The following is a 16,687-nucleotide window of genomic DNA, read 5'->3' on the forward strand; positions in this document are numbered from 1 at the left end:
GAAGGGGGATTAATCCCGCTCCGGGGTCAGTACGGTCGGTTTCGAGTCCGGCAGCATCTCCGGGTAATCGAGGTTGTAGTGCAGGCCGCGCGACTCCTTGCGCTGCAGGGCGCAGTTGACGATAAGCTCGGCCACCTGCAGCAGGTTGCGCAGCTCCAGCAGGTTGTTGGAGACACGGAAGTTGGCGTAATACTCCTGCACCTCCTGCTTGAGCAGGTCGATGCGGCGCTTGGCGCGGGCCAGGCGTTTGTTGGTACGCACTATCCCCACGTAGTCCCACATCATCAACCGCAGCTCGTGCCAGTTGTGCTGGATCACCACCAGTTCGTCGGAGTCTTCCACCTTGCTCTCGTCCCACACCGGCAGGCGCGGCGGCTCCACACTCATCGGCAGCTTGGCCAGAATGTCGGCCCCCGCCTGATGGGCATAGACCACACACTCCAGCAGGGAGTTGGAGGCCATGCGGTTGGCGCCGTGCAGACCGGTGTAGGTCACTTCGCCGATGGCATAGAGGCCGGGGATATCGGTCTGGCCGTTGTTGTCGATCATCACGCCGCCACAGGTGTAGTGGGCGGCCGGCACGATGGGCATCGGCTCCTTGGTGATGTCGATGCCGACCGCGAGGCAGCGCTCATAAATGGTCGGAAAGTGCTTGATGATGAAGTCGGCCGGTTTGTGGCTGATGTCCAGATACATGCAATCTGCCCCGAGCCGCTTCATCTCGTGGTCGATGGCGCGGGCGACGATATCCCGTGGCGCCAGCTCCCCCGCTCGTCAAACTCCGGCATAAAGCGGCTGCCGTCCGGGCGGCGCAGATAGGCCCCCTCGCCACGCAGCGCTTCGGTCAGCAGGAAGTTGGGGTCGTCCGGGTGGAACAGGCTGGTGGGGTGGAACTGGTTGAACTCCAGATTCGCCACCCGGCAACCGGCCCGCCATGCCATGGCGATACCATCGCCAGAGCTCACATCCGGGTTGGAGGTGTACTGGTAGACCTTGGAGGCACCACCGGTGGCCAGTGCCACGAAACGGGCGCGGATCACCTCGACCTGCTCGGCGTTGCGGTTCCAGACGTAGGCGCCCAGCACCTTGTTGCCTGGCAGGTTGAGCTTGCGGGTGGTGATAAGGTCGACCGCGTTGAAGCGCTCCATCAGCTGGATATTGGGGTGAGCGCGCACCTGATCGATCAGGGTGAGCTGCACCGCCTTGCCGGTGGCATCCGCCGCGTGGAAGATGCGGCGATGGCTGTGACCCCCTTCCCGGGTGAGGTGGTACTGGGATTCACCGTCGGCATTCTCCTCCTGATCGAAGGGGACCCCTTGCTGAATGAGCCACTGGATGGACTCGCGGGCGTGGCGAGCGGTGAACTCCACCACTGCCGGGTCACACAACCCGGCGCCCGCGTTGAGCGTGTCGCTCACGTGGGATTCGATGCTGTCGGTTTCGTCGAAAACGGCAGCGATGCCTCCTTGCGCATAGAAAGTGGCCCCCTCACTGATGGGCCCCTTGCTCAGAACCAGGACTTTGGCGTGGTCTGCCAATCGCAACGCGAGGGACAAACCAGCGGCACCGCTGCCAATGATCAGTACATCGCAAAGGTATTCAACACTTGCTTTCATAAGTATCATTGGCCTGGATTAAGAACTGGCACCATGGTAGCCCAAGCGAGGGCGAGGATGCAGCCTGCATCACATTTTTTTCAATTGAAGCGAACTTTCTCTGATTCTCCCTGTCTGAACTTGTGCGCTTAGGAAGGGCCGGAAAAGAAAAACGATAACCTGATGGGGGTTTTACGGCTCTGATGAGCGACCAGAATCTACTGGACGAACAGCTGGTTGAACGGGTCCAGCGCGGCGATAAAGCAGCTTTCAACCTGTTGGTAAAAAAATACCAGCATAAGGTGGTCAACCTGGTTGCCAGGTATGTCAACAATCCCGGTGATGTGCCCGATGTGGCGCAAGAGGCCTTTATAAAAGCCTACCGTGCATTGCCGACATTCCGTGGCGAAAGTGCTTTTTACACCTGGTTGTACCGAATTGCCGTGAACACGGCGAAGAATTATCTCACCTCCCAGGGGCGCAGGCCGCCCAGCAGTGATGTGGAGGCTGACGAAGCGGAGTCTTATGGTGGTGGTGAAGCCTTGCAAGAGGTCTCAACCCCTGAAAACCTGGCGCTGACTGACGAGATCAAACGCACCGTGTTTTCAGCCATAGAGGCATTGCCGGAAGACCTGAGGACAGCTATCACCCTTCGCGAACTGGAAGGGCTGAGCTACGAAGAGATTGCCGAAATCATGGATTGCCCAGTGGGTACGGTCAGATCCCGTATCTTCCGGGCGAGGGAAGCAATCGATAAAAAGCTGCAACCTCTGATCGAGAATTAACTGGGGAAAGACGGGTTAACTTATGGCAAATAAAGAGCAAATCTCTGCCCTGATGGATGGTGACCTGAGTGACGCAGAGGTACTGAACGAGCTGGAGATGGACTCCGACTTGCAAGATACCTGGGGTCGTTACCACCTGATCGGCGATGCCATGCGGGGTGACCTGCCGGTCAATCTGCAACTGGATCTCAGTGACAGCATCATGGCTGCGCTGGAGGATGAGCCCACCATACTGGCACCCAAGCCGGTCGAGACGGCTCCCGTGCTGCAACCTGCCGTTGCGCCGGTCAAGACTGATTCCAATGTGGTTCCGTTGTTCCGCCGTGTCGGTCAGCAGCTGGGTCAATATGCCATTGCGGCATCTGTGGCCGCTGCCGTTATCTTCGGGGTGCAGCAGTATCAGGGACAGGATGGCGTTCCGGCCAATCCGGTGCTCAATACCATTCCAATCGGTGGCAGTGCGGCACCTGTGAGTGTTCACTATCCGCAACAGGATGGCGCCCGTGCCCGTCAGCAAGGGCTGACCGAACAGCAGATGCAGGAGCAGCGGGAGCGGATCAACGCCTTCCTGCGTGACCACCAGTTGCAGCAGCGCCTGTTGCAAGACAGACAGATCCAACAATAACGAATTGTCAGGGATACAAACGTGCGCCAGTCCAGCCGTATTTTGCTGGCCTCTCTCCTGCTGATTAGTGCCAAGGCCTCGGCCGACGATAAGTCGGCCGAGGCCTTGTTGCAGCAGATGCAGAGTGCCGTGCAGCAACAGAATTTCGAGTTGTCCATGGTCAAGGCCCGTCAGGGGCGTCTTGAACCGATCCGGATCAGCCATGCCGTGATCAACGGCAAGGAAGTGGCCCACCTCAGTTACCTCGACGGCAAGGCGATCGAGTATCTCCAGCGCCAGAACGAATACACCTTCTTTGAAAACAGCCACGATCCCTACACCCTGAAGGATGCCCGCTTCCCCGGCATCTGGTCGACCCTGGTGAAGATGCCGCTGGCACAGGTGCTGGAGAGCTATGATCCTGTGCTGGCTGGCCGCAGCCGGGTCGCCGGTGTGGTGGCACAGGTGGTGAGGCTGGTGCCTAAAGAGGCCGATAAATATGGTTTCGTGCTCTGGATTGACGAGCAGAGCCACTTGCTGCTGCGGATCGACATGGTCGAGCGGGAAGGCAATCTGGTGGAGCAGGTGCTCGGTGTCGAGCTGGATCTGCAGAGCAAACCGGCCCCCTGGCTGGTGAAGCTGGCCAACAGCAAGCAGCCTCCGGCGCTGGCGTTGGAGGATGCCTATCCAGCGCCACAACAGCAGTTGAACTGGCAGATTACCTGGCTGCCCGATGGCTTCAAGGTGCTGTCGCAAGATCGGCACCAGCTGGTGACCACCAGTATGCCGGTGGACTACATGATGCTCTCCGACGGGCTGGTGGATCTCTCGGTCTACGTCTCCCGGGTCGATCCCAAGCAGGCGGTGCGCCAGCAGCTGATCCGCCAGGGGGCGACTTCGCTGGTGAGCTATGTCAATGAGGTGGGGGTCGAGATCACCGTGGTCGGCGAGGTGCCTGCCGAAACCGCCAAGCGCATCGCCGAGTCGGTCCAGCCGCTGGCCCGCAACGAAGCGGTGCAGTAACGGGGGATACGGGGTTGTCCCTCGCTTGCCGAGCGTGGCGAGTCGTGGTCAGATCCCCTGATTGTGTGAACCCGAGGTGTTGCCGTGAATGAGATGAGTGAAGAGCTGGCGACCGTGGTGGCCATTGAGGGTGACCATGCCTGGGTGGAGTGCGAGCGTCGCTCCGCCTGCAGTGGTTGTCAGCAACAGTCCAACTGCGGTACCGGCACCGTGGCCAAGGCGTTTCCCCTGAAAGCTCCCCGCTTGCGGGTCAGGCTGACCGCCGAGGTGCGGGTTGGCCAGCAAGTGAGGCTCGGTATCCCGCAGGAGAGTCTGCTGCGCGGGGCTGCGCTGGTCTATGTGCTGCCGCTTTTCTGTCTGTTGGCCGGCGCCTTGCTGGGGCAGCTCTGGCTGGCGCCGCTGCTCTCGGGCGGGGAGGGGATTACCATTCTCTGCTGCCTGCTGGGGGGCGTGCTGGGCTTTTTACTGGTTCGTTACTTTTCCAACCGCCTGGATCAGGGGCGTTACGGCCCGCAGATGCTCGGCGTCGTGGTCCCTGTCCGCATCCTCCCCTGACTGAACAGGCGCTATTTCACTGGCGCTGGCGACTAAAGAATGGCCGTCAGCCGGGTTATCCAGTAAAATCGCGCCTCCATAACTGACCTTAACTAATTTTGAGTGACTCTTGCTCGATGAAACACATTCGTAACTTTTCGATTATTGCGCACATCGACCACGGTAAATCGACCCTGTCGGACCGTCTGATCCAGACTTGCGGCGGCTTGTCCGACCGCGAGATGCAGGCTCAGGTGCTTGACTCCATGGATCTGGAGCGCGAGCGCGGCATTACCATCAAAGCACAGAGTGTGACCCTGAACTACCAGGCACAAGACGGTAACACCTACCAGCTGAACTTTATCGACACCCCGGGCCACGTGGATTTCTCCTACGAAGTCTCCCGCTCTTTGGCGGCCTGTGAAGGGGCGCTGCTGGTGGTGGATGCCGGCCAGGGGGTTGAGGCACAGACTCTGGCCAACTGCTATACCGCCATGGAAATGGATCTGGAAGTGGTGCCGGTGCTGAACAAGATTGACCTGCCGGCCGCAGAACCCGAGCGGGTTGCCGAGGAGATCGAAGACATCGTCGGTATCGATGCGGTTGATGCGGTGCGCTGCTCCGCCAAGACCGGCCTGGGTGTTGACCTGGTGCTGGAAGAGATCGTAGCCAAGATCCCGGCGCCGGAAGGTGACCCGGATGCCCCGCTGCAGGCGTTGATCATCGACTCCTGGTTCGACTCCTATCTGGGCGTTGTCTCTTTGGTGCGGATCAAGAACGGTTCCCTGAAGAAGAACGACAAGATCAAGGTGATGAGCACTGGTCAGGTGTGGGGTGTCGATCGTATCGGTATCTTCACGCCCAAGCAGGTGGATACCCAGGGTCTGGGTTGCGGCGAGGTAGGTTGGGTTGTCTGCGGTATCAAGGACATCCACGGCGCGCCGGTGGGCGATACCCTGACTCAGGCCAAGAACGGTGCCGACAAGGCGCTGGCTGGCTTCAAGAAGGTGAAGCCGCAGGTTTATGCGGGTCTGTTCCCTATCTCCAGCGATGACTACGAGTCGTTCCGTGACGCCCTCGACAAGCTCTCCCTGAACGATGCCTCCCTGTTCTTCGAACCGGAGAGCTCCACTGCGCTGGGCTTCGGCTTCCGTTGTGGCTTCCTCGGCATGCTGCACATGGAGATCATTCAGGAGCGTCTGGAGCGTGAATACGATCTGGATCTGATCACCACGGCGCCGACCGTAGTGTACGAGATCGAGCTGACCGACGGCTCCACCATCCATATCGACAGCCCGGCCCAGATGCCCGCCATCACCAGCATCAAGGAGATGCGCGAGCCGATTGCCGAGTGTCATATCCTGCTGCCGCAGGAGTACATGGGCAACGTGATCACCCTCTGTATCGAGAAGCGTGGCGTGCAGACCAACATGGTCTACCACGGCAAGCAGGTGGCGCTAACCTATGAAATCCCGATGGCGGAAGTGGTGCTCGACTTCTTCGACCGTCTGAAATCCACCAGTCGCGGTTACGCCTCGCTGGACTACGGCTTCAAGCGTTTCGAAACCTCCGACATGGTCCGTCTGGACATCATGATCAACGGTGAGCGCGTCGATGCCCTGGCCATCATCACCCACAAGGACAACGCCCAGTATCGCGGTCGTCAGGTGGTGGAGAAGATGCGTGAGCTGATCCCGCGCCAGATGTTTGATATTGCCATTCAGGCGGCCATCGGCAACCAGATCATCGCTCGCAGCACCGTCAAGGCGTTGCGTAAAGACGTAACCGCCAAGTGTTACGGTGGTGACGTGAGTCGTAAGAAGAAACTGCTGAACAAGCAGAAAGAAGGTAAGAAGCGGATGAAGTCCCTCGGCCGTGTCGACGTGCCGCAGGAAGCCTTCCTCGCGATTCTCCACGTCGGAAAGGATTAATAGATGGCAAGCACGTTTTCCCTGATCCTGGTGGTGGTCTGCGCGATCACCGGTGTTATCTGGTGTCTGGACAAGATGATTTGGTCCAAGCAGCGCGCCGCCAAGATTGCCGTGGCTCGTGCCCATGGCGGTGCCCACCTGGATGAGAAGACCCTGGCCAAGGTCGCCCCTGTGCCGGTCTGGATTGAACAGACCGCCGGGGTCTTCCCGGTCATCACCTTTGTGCTGATCCTGCGTTCGTTCATTTTTGAACCGTTCCAGATCCCGTCAGGTTCCATGATGCCCACCCTGCTGGTGGGCGACTTCATCCTGGTGGAAAAATTTGCCTATGGTCTGCGGGATCCGGTGACCAACACCAAGTTCCTCGAGACCGGCGAGCCCAAGCGTGGCGACGTGGTGGTGTTCAAGTATCCCCTTGAACCGCGCGTTGACTACATCAAGCGGGTGGTCGGCATGCCGGGTGATCGGGTTATCTATCGCAACAAGGAGCTGATGATCCGGCCCAAGTGCGAAGAGCAGGAAGGGAAAACGTGCCCGGGCTTCAAGAAGCTCGACGTCAAGTTTGAACAAAGAGGCGAATTTACCCAGATGGGGATCCCCCTTGACCGCTATACCGAGCAGTTGGGTGATGTCTCCCACGAGACCCTGCGCAATCCGCTGATGCCCGACATGGTTGGCCGTTACTATCGCCAGCCCGGCACCTATCCCGACGAGTGGGTGGTACCGGAAGGCCAGTATTTCGTGATGGGTGACAACCGCGACAACAGTACCGACAGCCGCTTCTGGGGCTTTGTGCCCGAGCAGAATCTGGTCGGCAAGGCGGTCGCTATCTGGATAAGTTTTGAATTCGAGCGCGAAGAAGGCTCCCTGCTGCCAAGTTGGGTACCGACAGGTGTGCGCTTCAACCGCATTGGCGGAATCAAGTAAATGAATATCAAGATGAACAGACTGCAGTCCCGTCTCGGGCATGTTTTTGCGGATCTGGAACTGCTGACCCGGGCGCTGACTCACCGCAGCGCCGGTTCCCGTCACAATGAGCGACTGGAATTTCTGGGTGACTCCATTTTGAGTCTGGTGATTGCCGACGATCTGTTCCACCGCTTCCCGCAAGCGGCGGAAGGGGATCTCAGCCGGATGCGCGCCACCCTGGTGCGCGAGAAGACCCTGGCCGAACTGGGCCGGGAGTTCGACCTCGGGGATCACCTGATCCTCGGTCCCGGCGAACTCAAGAGCGGCGGTTTTCGCCGCGAATCCATTCTGGCCGATACGGTCGAGGCGGTGATCGGTGCCGTCTATCTGGATACCAATCTTGAGACGGTGCGGACACTGCTGCTGAGCTGGTACGCCAGCCGCCTGGAAGAGATCAAGCCGGGCATCGAGCAGAAAGATCCCAAGACCCGTCTGCAAGAAATTTTGCAGGGAAGCCGCAAATCCCTGCCGACCTACACCGTGACCAACGTCAAGGGCGAGGCCCACAACCAGGAGTTCACCGTCCAGTGTGACGTGGAAGGTCTGGATGGTCCGATCAAAGGGGTCGGCACCAGCCGTCGCAAGGCCGAACAGGCCGCGGCGCAGCAAGCATTGGAAAAACTGTCATGACAGATACCACCTACTGCGGCTTTGTCGCCATCGTGGGCCGCCCGAATGTGGGCAAGTCCACCCTGCTCAACAAGCTGCTTGGCCAGAAGGTCAGCATCACCTCGAAGAAACCCCAGACCACCCGTCACCGGATTTTGGGGATCGACACCGAGGATAACTACCAGACCATCTATGTAGATACCCCGGGTCTGCACATGAAGAGAAACGGGCCATCAACCGCCTGATGAACCGTGCCGCCACCAGTTCGCTGGGTGATGTGGCCATGGTGGTGTTCATGGTGGACGGCACTCACTGGACCAAAGACGACGAGATGGTGCTGGGCAAGCTGCGCAATCTCAAGTGCCCTGTGGTGCTGGCGGTCAACAAGATCGACAACGTCAAAGAGAAAGAAGATCTGCTGCCCCACCTCGAGTGGCTGGGCCAACAGATGAACTTCGCCCATATTCTGCCTATCAGTGCCGAAAAGGGCACCAACGTGGAGAAGATCCGCGAGTGGGCCAAGGATCTGCTGCCGGAAAACGTCCACTTCTTCCCGGAAGATTACGTGACTGATCGCTCTTCCCGCTTTATGGCCTCCGAAATCATCCGCGAGAAGCTGATGCGCTTCACCGGTGAGGAGCTGCCCTACTCGGTGACGGTGGAGATCGAGCGCTTCAAGGTGGAAGAGAACGGCCTCTACCACATCCACGGCCTCATTCTGGTCGAGCGCGATGGCCAGAAGAAGATGGTTATCGGCAACAAGGGCGAGAAGATCAAGACCATCGGCACCGAGGCGCGCCTCGACATGGAACGTCTGTTCCAGAACAAGGTACACCTCGAGCTGTGGGTCAAGGTCAAGTCCGGCTGGGCTGATGACGAGCGCGCCCTGCGCAGCCTCGGGTATGGCGACGACTGATTGCTGACCCCGGCTTTCGTCATCCACAGTCGGCCCTATCGGGAGACCAGCCAGCTGGTCGAGGTCTTCACCCAGGATAGTGGCCGATTTACTCTGGTGGCTCGCGGTTCTCGCGGGCCACGCTCCCCTCTCAAGGGGCTGCTGCAGCCCTTTACCCTGCTCACCATCGCCTGGCGAGGCAAGGGCGATCTCAAGAACCTCACCCAGGTCGAATGCCCGGACCACTCCCTGCGACTCGGCGGCGATCGCCTCTTCTACGGCCTCTATCTCAACGAGCTGGTTTACTACCTGCTGGAAGCGCACACCCCGTTCCCCGAAGTATTCGACGCCTATGCCCGTGCCATCATGGCGCTGGCCGACGGCGAGACGCCGGAGCTGCCGCTGCGTCGCTTCGAGTTCCTGCTGTTGCAGGCGCTCGGTTATGCGGTGGATTTCGAATACACAGCGGACGATGAGTCGCCCATCGAGCCGACCCTGCTCTATGGCTTCGAGCGTGAATTGGGCTTTGTTGCTTGCGAGCGGGCGCCGGATCCCCGTACCCTGTTTCTAGGTGCCCACCTGCTCGCCTTTGCCGAGGGACGTTTCGATACCCCTCCCTTGCTGCAGGCTGCCAAACGTTTCAGCCGACTGGCATTGCAACCCTATCTGGGCAAGCGTCAGCTAAAGAGCCGGGAGCTGTTTTTAAAACGCAAAACCAGTATGCAAGGCTGACACAGATTACAGACATACGGATATTGGCGCGGGGTGATTCGCTGACCGCGCAGTCAACAGATGAAGCCTTTCAAGGAGTTCTCAATGAGTGAAATCTATCTGGGTGTGAACATCGACCATATCGCCACCCTGCGCAACGCCCGTGGTACCCAGTATCCGGATCCGGTACAGGCCGCATTCGTGGCCGAGCAGGCCGGGGCCGATGGCATTACCGTGCATCTGCGTGAAGATCGTCGCCACATCACCGACCGCGATGTGGAGATCCTGCGCCAGACTATCCAGACCAGAATGAACCTGGAGATGGCGGTGACCGAAGAGATGATCGGCATCGCCTGCCGCATCAAGCCCCACTTCGTCTGTCTGGTGCCGGAGAAGCGCACCGAAGTGACCACCGAGGGCGGTCTGGACGTGGCCGGTCAGCTGGACAAGGTGACTGACGCCGTTGCCCGCCTCTCTGCTGTGGGTGCCCAGGTATCCCTCTTTATCGACGCCGATCCCATCCAGATCGATGCGGCTGCCGAGAGTGGCGCCCCCTTTATCGAGATCCACACTGGCCGTTATGCCGATGCCACCACAGATGCCGAGCGCAACGCCGAGTTCAAGCGTATCGCCGCCGGTGCCTCCTATGCCGCTGGCAAGGGCTTGAAGGTCAATGCCGGTCACGGCCTGCACTACCACAACGTCAAGGCCATCGCCGCCATCCCCGAGCTCTATGAGCTCAACATCGGCCACGCCATCATCGGCCGCGCCGCCTTCGATGGCCTGGCCAAGGCCGTGAGCGATATGCGCCTGCTGATGCAGGAAGCCCGTCAGGGGATCTGAGTTGCAAAATAGGCCCGCGGCCTGAGACTGGCCGCTAGAAATAACAAGGGACGCCACGGCGTCCTTTGTTATTTCAGGTGTTGTTCAAGTGAGGACAATGGGCTGGCGGCCACCGAGCTGTAATAACCCAGCACAATCGGCTATAAGCAGTTGATGTCAAAAGGGTTACACTGGTTGACCCTGTGAGTTGGACGAGATTGTTATGGATCATCCCCTGTACCACCCCGATATCACCGAACTTGAACCTGTCGCCCGCGCGGCGGGGGCGGCCATCATGGCCATCTACAGCCAGCCCTTCGCTGTGGAGTACAAGAGCGACGAGAGTCCGCTGACCGCGGCCGACAAGGGGGCTCATGAGGTGATAGTGCAGGCGTTGGCACGGCTGACTCCTGATATCCCTGTGCTGTCGGAGGAGTCAGGGCCCGAGGTGATGGCGGTGCGTCATTGCTGGTCCCGCTACTGGCTGGTGGATCCCCTCGATGGCACCAAGGAGTTTGTCTCCCGCAACGGTGAGTTCACCGTCAATATCGCGCTGATTGAAGAGGGGGCACCGCGCTGGGGGCTAGTCTATGCCCCTGTGCTGGACAAGCTCTGGTATGGCGGAAAGGGTCTCGGTGCCTGGCGCATCGCCGATGGCAAGCGCGAGCCTATCCAGACCCGGCCTCATCGTGAAGGCGAGGCGTGGCGAGTGGTGGGCAGTCGCAACCACCTGTCGCAGGAGACCCTCGATTTCTTGGCTCCTTTTGGCGAGCTCGAGCTGGTCTCCATGGGCAGCTCCCTCAAGTTCTGCATCATTGCCGAGGGGGGGGGCGAGCTCTATCCGCGCCTCGCCCCCACCTGCGAGTGGGATACCGGCGCTGCGCAGGCGGTGCTGGAGGGGGCCGGTGGCAGCGTCACCCAACTCGATGGCTCGTCCCTTGTCTACAACAAGCCCGATATTCTCAACCCCTGGTTTGTCGCCAGGGCGTAAGCCTGATGTCGGGATGCAAAAAGGCCGGACTGGAATGAACTTCCAGTCCGGCCTTTTTTATTTCGCTATGCGCTTTGCGGTCAGAAGACCTTTTTGAACGGCTTGATGGTCACTTTGGCATAGACACCAGCTACCACATAGGGATCGGCATCGGCCCAGTCTTTGGCGTCAGCCAGCGAGGCAAACTCGGCGATGACGGTGCTGCCGGTAAAGCCTGCATCGGCCGGATCCTCTGCATCGATAGCCGGGTTGGGGCCGGCGGTCAGCAGCCGACCCTCATCCTGCAGGGCTTGCAGGCGAGCCAGATGGGCAGGGCGAACTTGCTTGCGCAGTGGCAGGCTATCGGGGACATCTTCGGAGTAGATGAGATACCACATGAGACAATCCTTTTCTGATGAGGGTTATTTTTTTGGTTCGTCTTTTTGCTGGGACAACTGCTCGGCAGGGATATGGCGGTAGAGGTAGACGCCGCTGAGCAGGGTAAAGACCAGCGTCATCCCCAGCAGGCCGAACACCTTGAAGTTGACCCACATCTCTTGCGGCATGTTGAATGCCACGTAGAGGTTGAGCAGGCCACAGACGGTAAAGAAGCCGACCCAGCCGAGATTGACTGTGTCCCAGACCTTATCGGGTGCTTGCAGCTCCTTGGCCAGCATCTGTTTGATCAGATTCTTGCCAAAGCCGTAGCGGCTGATGAGCAGACCCAGTGCGAACAGTACGTTGATGACAGTCACTTTCCACTTGATGAAGGTGTCATCGTGGAAGAAGACGGTGAGGCCGCCAAAGAAGCCGACCAGCAGGAAGGTAAAGAGCTGCATCTTCTCGACTTTGCGATAGCGGATCCAGCTATAGGCGAGCTGCAGACCGGTGACCACCACCAGTGCGCCGGTAGCCATGTAGATGTCGTAGAACTTGTAGACCGCGAAGAAAACGATAAGTGGAATAAATTCAATAAATTGCTTCATTGTTGGCGCCTAGTCCTCAAAGATGGCCTGCAAATTTTGCCCAGTCTACCTGTACGGTGGACAACGGCAAATGAATAAGACCGCTCATTTTTACGCCGGTTCCGCGCTGTCGCCAAACAGTTGGCGTGCAATCGAGATCCCCAGTCGCTGCTGATCGGCCAGCAGGTCGCGGATATGGCGCTCTTCGATAAGCGGGTTGAGCAGCACAGCGCGCAGCAGGGTGAGCGGTTGGGCACCGTAGCGTACCACCGCCCGCTGGGTACGGGAGACAAAGCTGTGTCCCTCGGCGCGCTGGGCTTTTTGCAGCGCTACGTTGAAGGCGTTGATCTGCTCGTTGGCTGCTTCATCCAGCACCTTGCCCTGCAGATGGGGCGGGATGCAGCGGTAGGAGAGCAGATTCATCACCGGAGCAGACATCAGCTCGAAGGCCGGATTGCTGGTAATAAGCTCGGCCATCAGTCGGGCCCGGTCGTAGTTGGCCTCGATGAGGTCGGCATAGCCTTGCTGGCCGAACAGCTGGAAGGCGGCATCCAGATAGAGGGCATTGGCCGGGCGGGTGCCCTCCAGGGTAAAGCGGCCCTGATCGAACGAGGTGGCACGAATGGCGTAGGGCGCCTCCCGCTTGACCGCCATCATCAGGTCCGGCTGGCGGCAGAGCAGCATGCCTGTACCAAGCGGCACCAGCAGTTGCTTGTGGCCATCGAGGGTGACGGTGTCGGCCTGCTCTATTCCGGCCAGCAAACCTTGATAGCGGGGGGAGAAGAGGGTCGGGCCGCCCCAGGCCGCATCCACGTGGAAGTGGATATGCTCGCGCTCGGCGATGGCTACCAGCTCCGGCAGGGGGTCGATGGAGCCAAAGTCGGTGCTACCGGCTACGCCGACCAGCGCCAGCACTTTCAATTTCTGCTCTTTGCACTGGATCAGCGCTTGTTCCAGCGCCGCCAGACTGAGCCGGTTCTGCTCGTCGGTTTCAAGGCGCCAGACGCTGCGGGCGCCCAGTCCCAGCAGATCCATCCCCTTGTCGAAGGAGTAGTGCATCAGGCGGGAGCCCAGAATGACGGCGCCCCGATAGCCCTGCTCATAGAGGGCGAACAGGTTGTCGCCACAGGCGCGGTTGCGGGCCAGCCACAGTGCCGTGACGTTGGCGATGGTGCCGCCGCTGGTCATGACGCCGAGGGCGGCATCCTTGGCATGCATCTGCTCGCCGTAGAAGGCATCGTCCCTGCCATAGATGAGGCGGTGCAGCTTGGCCAGCACCTCCCGCTCCAGAAAGCTGAGCAGCCGGGAGGACTCCATCTTCATCGGATTCTGGTTGAGCATCACCAGCAGGCGCGACAGCTCGGCGGTATAGGCCGGCAGTGGCGCCGTCATGTGGCCCATGTAGCGTGGCGAGGTGAGGTGCGAGGCGCCGGGTACCAGAGTAGCCAGCCGCGCCAGATACTCCTCGATAGGTTGGCCGACTGCCGGCATGCGGGATTGATCGAGCTGGTGGGTGAACAGGTCGCGCTGATAGGGGGCCTGACTGTCGTCGGAGTGGTGGAAGCTCTCCAGCAAGGTGTTCATCGCCTCGCCAAAGGCGGGATCCGCTTGTGCAAACAGCTCAGTCAACTTCATCAGGTTCTCCAGACCAGGTCACCGGGGTAGGTGTCTATGCCGCTTGTCTCGGGCATCGGCGGCAGAGCATACACCAAAGGGGGGCAGGTGACAGCCACTCCAATTTTTAAGCGAACACTTGTACTCCGAAATGGCGCTGGGTAGAGTGAGCCACAGTTATTGTGGAGTCGATGTTATGAGTGGTGTGATGGATTACTCCCCTCGGGAGGAGCTGGCAAACCGGCTGAGCCACGGTGCGGGATTTTTGCTGGGGATTGTCGGGCTGGTGCTGTTGCTCATCAAGGGATGGGGACAGGGTACACAGGCGCTGGTGAGCTACAGCCTTTATGGCGGCAGTCTGGTGCTGCTCTATCTCGCCTCGACCCTCTATCACAGCATGGCGGAAGGGCGGGCCAGACGTTGGTGCAAGGTGTTTGATCACTGCGCCATCTATCTGCTGATTGCCGGCACCTATACCCCCTTTCTGCTGGTGGCGCTCGACACGCCGCTGGCGAAGGGCTTGATGGTGGTGATCTGGGCCCTGGCGCTGGCTGGTGTGGTGTTCAAGCTGGTGTTTATCAATCGCTTCAAGAAGTTGTCGCTCTTTACCTACCTGATGCTGGGCTGGCTGTCGCTGGTGGTCATCTATCAGCTCTACATCCATCTGGCCGGTGAGGGGCTGCTGCTGCTCGGGCTTGGTGGCCTTATCTACAGCTTCGGGGTCATCTTCTATGTGGCCAAGCGGATTCCCTATAACCACGCCATCTGGCATCTCTTTGTGCTGGGTGGCAGCGTTTGTCACTTTATGGCCATTTACGGCTACGTCGCCTAACGTCTTGCAACTAGCCCTTAATTGGTATTTTTAGCGCGTAAAAGGATAAATTCGTGCGGTATCACACAGTTGGCATCAGCGTTTGCTGACAAGCTAGGGCCAGTTCAATTCGCAAAGGATGCACGAAATGAGTGAAATCGCGCTTTCCATCAGCATGTTGTCGCTGGTGGCAGTGCTAGGACTCTGGCTGGGAAACTGGCGAGTCTATGGCGTTGGCTTGGGAATAGGGGGGGTGCTGTTCGGCGGCATCATAGTAGGTCACTTTGCAGGCGCCTCCGATCTCGCGCTGGATGCACAAACGCTTCACTTTATTCAAGAATTTGGCCTGATCCTGTTTGTCTATACCATCGGCATCCAGGTCGGGCCGGGTTTCTTCTCGTCATTGCGCAGTTCGGGTCTCAAACTCAACGCCTTTGCCGCCTTGCTGGTCATCCTTGGCTGCGTGGTGGCCGCTGGCTTGCATCAATTTTTCGATGTGCCGTTGCCGGTCATTCTGGGGGTCTTCTCCGGTGCCGTCACCAATACGCCATCCCTCGGTGCGGGCCAGCAGATCCTGGCCGAGCTGGGCGCCGCGCCCGGTTCTACCGGCCTGATGGGGATGGGATATGCGGTTGCCTATCCGTTTGGTATCTGTGGCATTTTGCTCACCATGTGGCTGGTCAGGGTCTTCTTTCGCATCAAGATCGACGATGAAGCCGCCCAGTTCGAGCTACAAACCGGTAAAACCAAGGAGAGCTTGCAGACCATCAACATCGCGGTGCGCAACCCCAATATGCACGGCCTGATGCTGAGCGAGATCCCGAGTCTCGACGAGTCTGATGTCATCTGTTCACGGCTCAAACGGGGCGACGAGCTGATGGTGCCACGGCCGGAATCCCGTATCGAACTGGGTGACTTGCTGCATCTGGTGGGTGAGCGCCACGCGCTGCACAAGGTGTTGCTGGTGTTGGGGGAGGAGGTGGAGACCTCGCTCTCGACCCGCGGCACCGATCTGCGCGTCGAGCGGGTTGTAGTGACCAACGAGCAGGTTCTTGGCAAGAAGATCCGCGATCTGGACATCAAACAGCGCTATGACGTGGTGATCTCCCGTCTCAACCGGGCTGGTATCGAACTGGTGCCGACCAGTCAGACTAGCCTGCAGTTTGGTGACATCCTCAACCTGGTTGGCCGTCTCGACGCCATCGAAGCGGTGACCAATGTGGTCGGCAACGTGCAGCAAAAACTGCAGCAGGTGCAGATGTTGCCGGTATTTATCGGGATTGGCCTCGGTGTATTGCTCGGTTCCATCCCCTTCTACCTGCCCGGTTTCCCGGCCGCTCTCAAATTGGGTCTGGCGGGTGGGCCGCTGGTGGTGGCGCTGATCCTGTCGCGGATCGGCAGCATCGGCAAGCTCTACTGGTTCATGCCACCCAGCGCCAACCTGGCGCTGCGGGAGATCGGGATCGTGCTGTTTCTGGCGGTGGTCGGCTTCAAGTCCGGTGCCGGCTTCGTCGATACCCTGATCAACGGTGATGGCCCAGCCTGGATGCTCTACGGTATGGCGATTACCCTGATCCCGCTGCTGGTAGTCGGTGTGCTGGCGCGCCTCTACGGCAAGATGAACTATCTGACCCTGTGCGGCTTGCTGGCCGGCTCCATGACAGATCCTCCCGCGCTGGCCTTTGCCAACGCCATGCACCCGACCAGTGGCGCCAGTGCGCTCTCATACGCCACTGTCTACCCGCTGGTTATGTTCCTGCGGATCATCTCGCCACAGCTGCTGGCTATCATCCTCTGGGCGGGGGCCTAGGGTTAATCCTGACGGGAGCATGCTTTGTCATGCTCCCGT

15 protein-coding genes and 2 pseudogenes are annotated in these 16,687 nt (G+C 59.4%); 13 read left to right on the forward strand and 4 right to left on the reverse strand.

The genetic code is table 11. The features are described 5' to 3' along the window. Nucleotides 1-9 precede the first annotated feature (9 nt). Nucleotides 10-1,616 (reverse strand): annotated as a pseudogene (gene nadB / locus ACTG2O_RS08250) (L-aspartate oxidase). A gap of 182 nt (nucleotides 1,617-1,798) precedes the next feature. Between nadB and rpoE the strand changes: the two are divergent. The 11 genes and pseudogenes from rpoE (at nucleotide 1,799) to cysQ (ending at nucleotide 11,469) form a co-directional block, all read left to right on the forward strand. Further along, a complete protein-coding gene (rpoE, locus tag ACTG2O_RS08255) occupies nucleotides 1,799-2,380 on the forward strand; it encodes an RNA polymerase sigma factor RpoE (RefSeq protein ID WP_005335411.1) in 582 nt (193 codons plus the stop codon). A 22-nt stretch (nucleotides 2,381-2,402) separates the two neighbouring features. Next, nucleotides 2,403-3,005, forward strand: a complete 603-nt coding sequence (locus tag ACTG2O_RS08260) for an RseA family anti-sigma factor (protein ID WP_005335409.1) — start codon at nucleotides 2,403-2,405, stop codon at nucleotides 3,003-3,005. 21 nt (nucleotides 3,006-3,026) lie between these two features. Next, complete coding sequence (locus ACTG2O_RS08265; RefSeq protein ID WP_005335407.1) at nucleotides 3,027-4,007, forward strand: MucB/RseB C-terminal domain-containing protein; 981 nt, start codon at nucleotides 3,027-3,029, stop codon at nucleotides 4,005-4,007. A gap of 93 nt (nucleotides 4,008-4,100) precedes the next feature. Further along, nucleotides 4,101-4,562 (forward strand): SoxR reducing system RseC family protein, encoded by a 462-nt coding sequence (locus ACTG2O_RS08270; RefSeq protein ID WP_040068038.1) that lies wholly within the window; start codon nucleotides 4,101-4,103, stop codon nucleotides 4,560-4,562. 116 nt (nucleotides 4,563-4,678) lie between these two features. Further along, entirely contained in the window at nucleotides 4,679-6,472 is a 1,794-nt protein-coding gene (gene lepA, locus ACTG2O_RS08275; protein ID WP_005335396.1) for a translation elongation factor 4, read from the forward strand. A 3-nt stretch (nucleotides 6,473-6,475) separates the two neighbouring features. After that, nucleotides 6,476-7,399 carry a signal peptidase I gene (lepB, locus tag ACTG2O_RS08280; RefSeq protein ID WP_005335395.1) on the forward strand — a complete coding sequence of 308 codons (924 nt, stop codon included), beginning with the start codon at nucleotides 6,476-6,478 and terminating at the stop codon, nucleotides 7,397-7,399. Continuing rightward, a complete protein-coding gene (gene rnc / locus ACTG2O_RS08285; protein ID WP_058058543.1) occupies nucleotides 7,400-8,071 on the forward strand; it encodes a ribonuclease III in 672 nt (223 codons plus the stop codon). Then, nucleotides 8,068-8,966 (forward strand): annotated as a pseudogene (gene era, locus ACTG2O_RS08290) (GTPase Era). Before rnc ends, era begins: the two are co-directional and overlap by 4 nt. After that, nucleotides 8,967-9,677: a DNA repair protein RecO gene (gene recO, locus ACTG2O_RS08295; RefSeq protein ID WP_064341349.1), complete on the forward strand. Its 711-nt coding sequence runs from the start codon at nucleotides 8,967-8,969 to the stop codon at nucleotides 9,675-9,677. It begins immediately after the preceding pseudogene. An 84-nt stretch (nucleotides 9,678-9,761) separates the two neighbouring features. Beyond that, nucleotides 9,762-10,499, forward strand: a complete 738-nt coding sequence (gene pdxJ, locus ACTG2O_RS08300; RefSeq protein ID WP_005335389.1) for a pyridoxine 5'-phosphate synthase — start codon at nucleotides 9,762-9,764, stop codon at nucleotides 10,497-10,499. Nucleotides 10,500-10,701: 202 nt separating this feature from the next. After that, a complete protein-coding gene (cysQ, locus tag ACTG2O_RS08305) occupies nucleotides 10,702-11,469 on the forward strand; it encodes a 3'(2'),5'-bisphosphate nucleotidase CysQ (protein WP_439975599.1) in 768 nt (255 codons plus the stop codon). A gap of 80 nt (nucleotides 11,470-11,549) precedes the next feature. Here cysQ and ACTG2O_RS08310 read toward each other — a convergent pair whose 3' ends face one another. The 3 genes from ACTG2O_RS08310 to ACTG2O_RS08320 form a co-directional block, all read right to left on the reverse strand. Next, nucleotides 11,550-11,846 carry a YciI family protein gene (locus ACTG2O_RS08310; RefSeq protein WP_236285758.1) on the reverse strand — a complete coding sequence of 99 codons (297 nt, stop codon included), beginning with the start codon at nucleotides 11,844-11,846 and terminating at the stop codon, nucleotides 11,550-11,552. 24 nt (nucleotides 11,847-11,870) lie between these two features. Further along, nucleotides 11,871-12,434: a septation protein A gene (locus ACTG2O_RS08315; protein ID WP_021229465.1), complete on the reverse strand. Its 564-nt coding sequence runs from the start codon at nucleotides 12,432-12,434 to the stop codon at nucleotides 11,871-11,873. A 90-nt stretch (nucleotides 12,435-12,524) separates the two neighbouring features. Then, the gene (locus ACTG2O_RS08320; protein ID WP_236285757.1) at nucleotides 12,525-14,048 is read right to left on the reverse strand and encodes an aminotransferase class V-fold PLP-dependent enzyme; all 1,524 of its coding nucleotides are present in this window, start codon (nucleotides 14,046-14,048) and stop codon (nucleotides 12,525-12,527) included. A gap of 175 nt (nucleotides 14,049-14,223) precedes the next feature. On the opposite strand from ACTG2O_RS08320, the gene trhA reads away from it, so the two are divergent. Together trhA and ACTG2O_RS08330 are read left to right on the forward strand one after the other, a co-directional pair. Then, entirely contained in the window at nucleotides 14,224-14,859 is a 636-nt protein-coding gene (trhA, locus tag ACTG2O_RS08325; RefSeq protein ID WP_236285756.1) for a PAQR family membrane homeostasis protein TrhA, read from the forward strand. 127 nt (nucleotides 14,860-14,986) lie between these two features. Next, a complete protein-coding gene (locus tag ACTG2O_RS08330) occupies nucleotides 14,987-16,648 on the forward strand; it encodes a putative transporter (RefSeq protein WP_005335335.1) in 1,662 nt (553 codons plus the stop codon). Nucleotides 16,649-16,687 lie beyond the last annotated feature (39 nt).

The sequence above is a fragment of the Aeromonas sp. 61P genome, assembly GCF_051919545.1.
Taxonomy (GTDB): Bacteria; Pseudomonadota; Gammaproteobacteria; order Enterobacterales; family Aeromonadaceae; genus Aeromonas; species Aeromonas veronii.

Bases quoted from the DNA above. Each gene is read 5' to 3' on its own strand.
- rpoE (WP_005335411.1), top strand. From the start codon at position 1,799: ATGAGCGACCAGAATCTACTGGACGAACAGCTGGTTGAACGGGTCCAG.
- ACTG2O_RS08260 (WP_005335409.1), top strand. From the start codon at position 2,403: ATGGCAAATAAAGAGCAAATCTCTGCCCTGATGGATGGTGACCTGAGT.
- ACTG2O_RS08270 (WP_040068038.1), top strand. From the start codon at position 4,101: ATGAGTGAAGAGCTGGCGACCGTGGTGGCCATTGAGGGTGACCATGCC.
- lepA (WP_005335396.1), top strand. From the start codon at position 4,679: ATGAAACACATTCGTAACTTTTCGATTATTGCGCACATCGACCACGGT.
- lepB (WP_005335395.1), top strand. From the start codon at position 6,476: ATGGCAAGCACGTTTTCCCTGATCCTGGTGGTGGTCTGCGCGATCACC.
- rnc (WP_058058543.1), top strand. From the start codon at position 7,400: ATGAATATCAAGATGAACAGACTGCAGTCCCGTCTCGGGCATGTTTTT.
- pdxJ (WP_005335389.1), top strand. From the start codon at position 9,762: ATGAGTGAAATCTATCTGGGTGTGAACATCGACCATATCGCCACCCTG.
- cysQ (WP_439975599.1), top strand. From the start codon at position 10,702: ATGGATCATCCCCTGTACCACCCCGATATCACCGAACTTGAACCTGTC.
- ACTG2O_RS08310 (WP_236285758.1), bottom strand. From the start codon at position 11,846: ATGTGGTATCTCATCTACTCCGAAGATGTCCCCGATAGCCTGCCACTG.
- ACTG2O_RS08315 (WP_021229465.1), bottom strand. From the start codon at position 12,434: ATGAAGCAATTTATTGAATTTATTCCACTTATCGTTTTCTTCGCGGTC.
- ACTG2O_RS08320 (WP_236285757.1), bottom strand. From the start codon at position 14,048: ATGAAGTTGACTGAGCTGTTTGCACAAGCGGATCCCGCCTTTGGCGAG.
- trhA (WP_236285756.1), top strand. From the start codon at position 14,224: ATGAGTGGTGTGATGGATTACTCCCCTCGGGAGGAGCTGGCAAACCGG.
- ACTG2O_RS08330 (WP_005335335.1), top strand. From the start codon at position 14,987: ATGAGTGAAATCGCGCTTTCCATCAGCATGTTGTCGCTGGTGGCAGTG.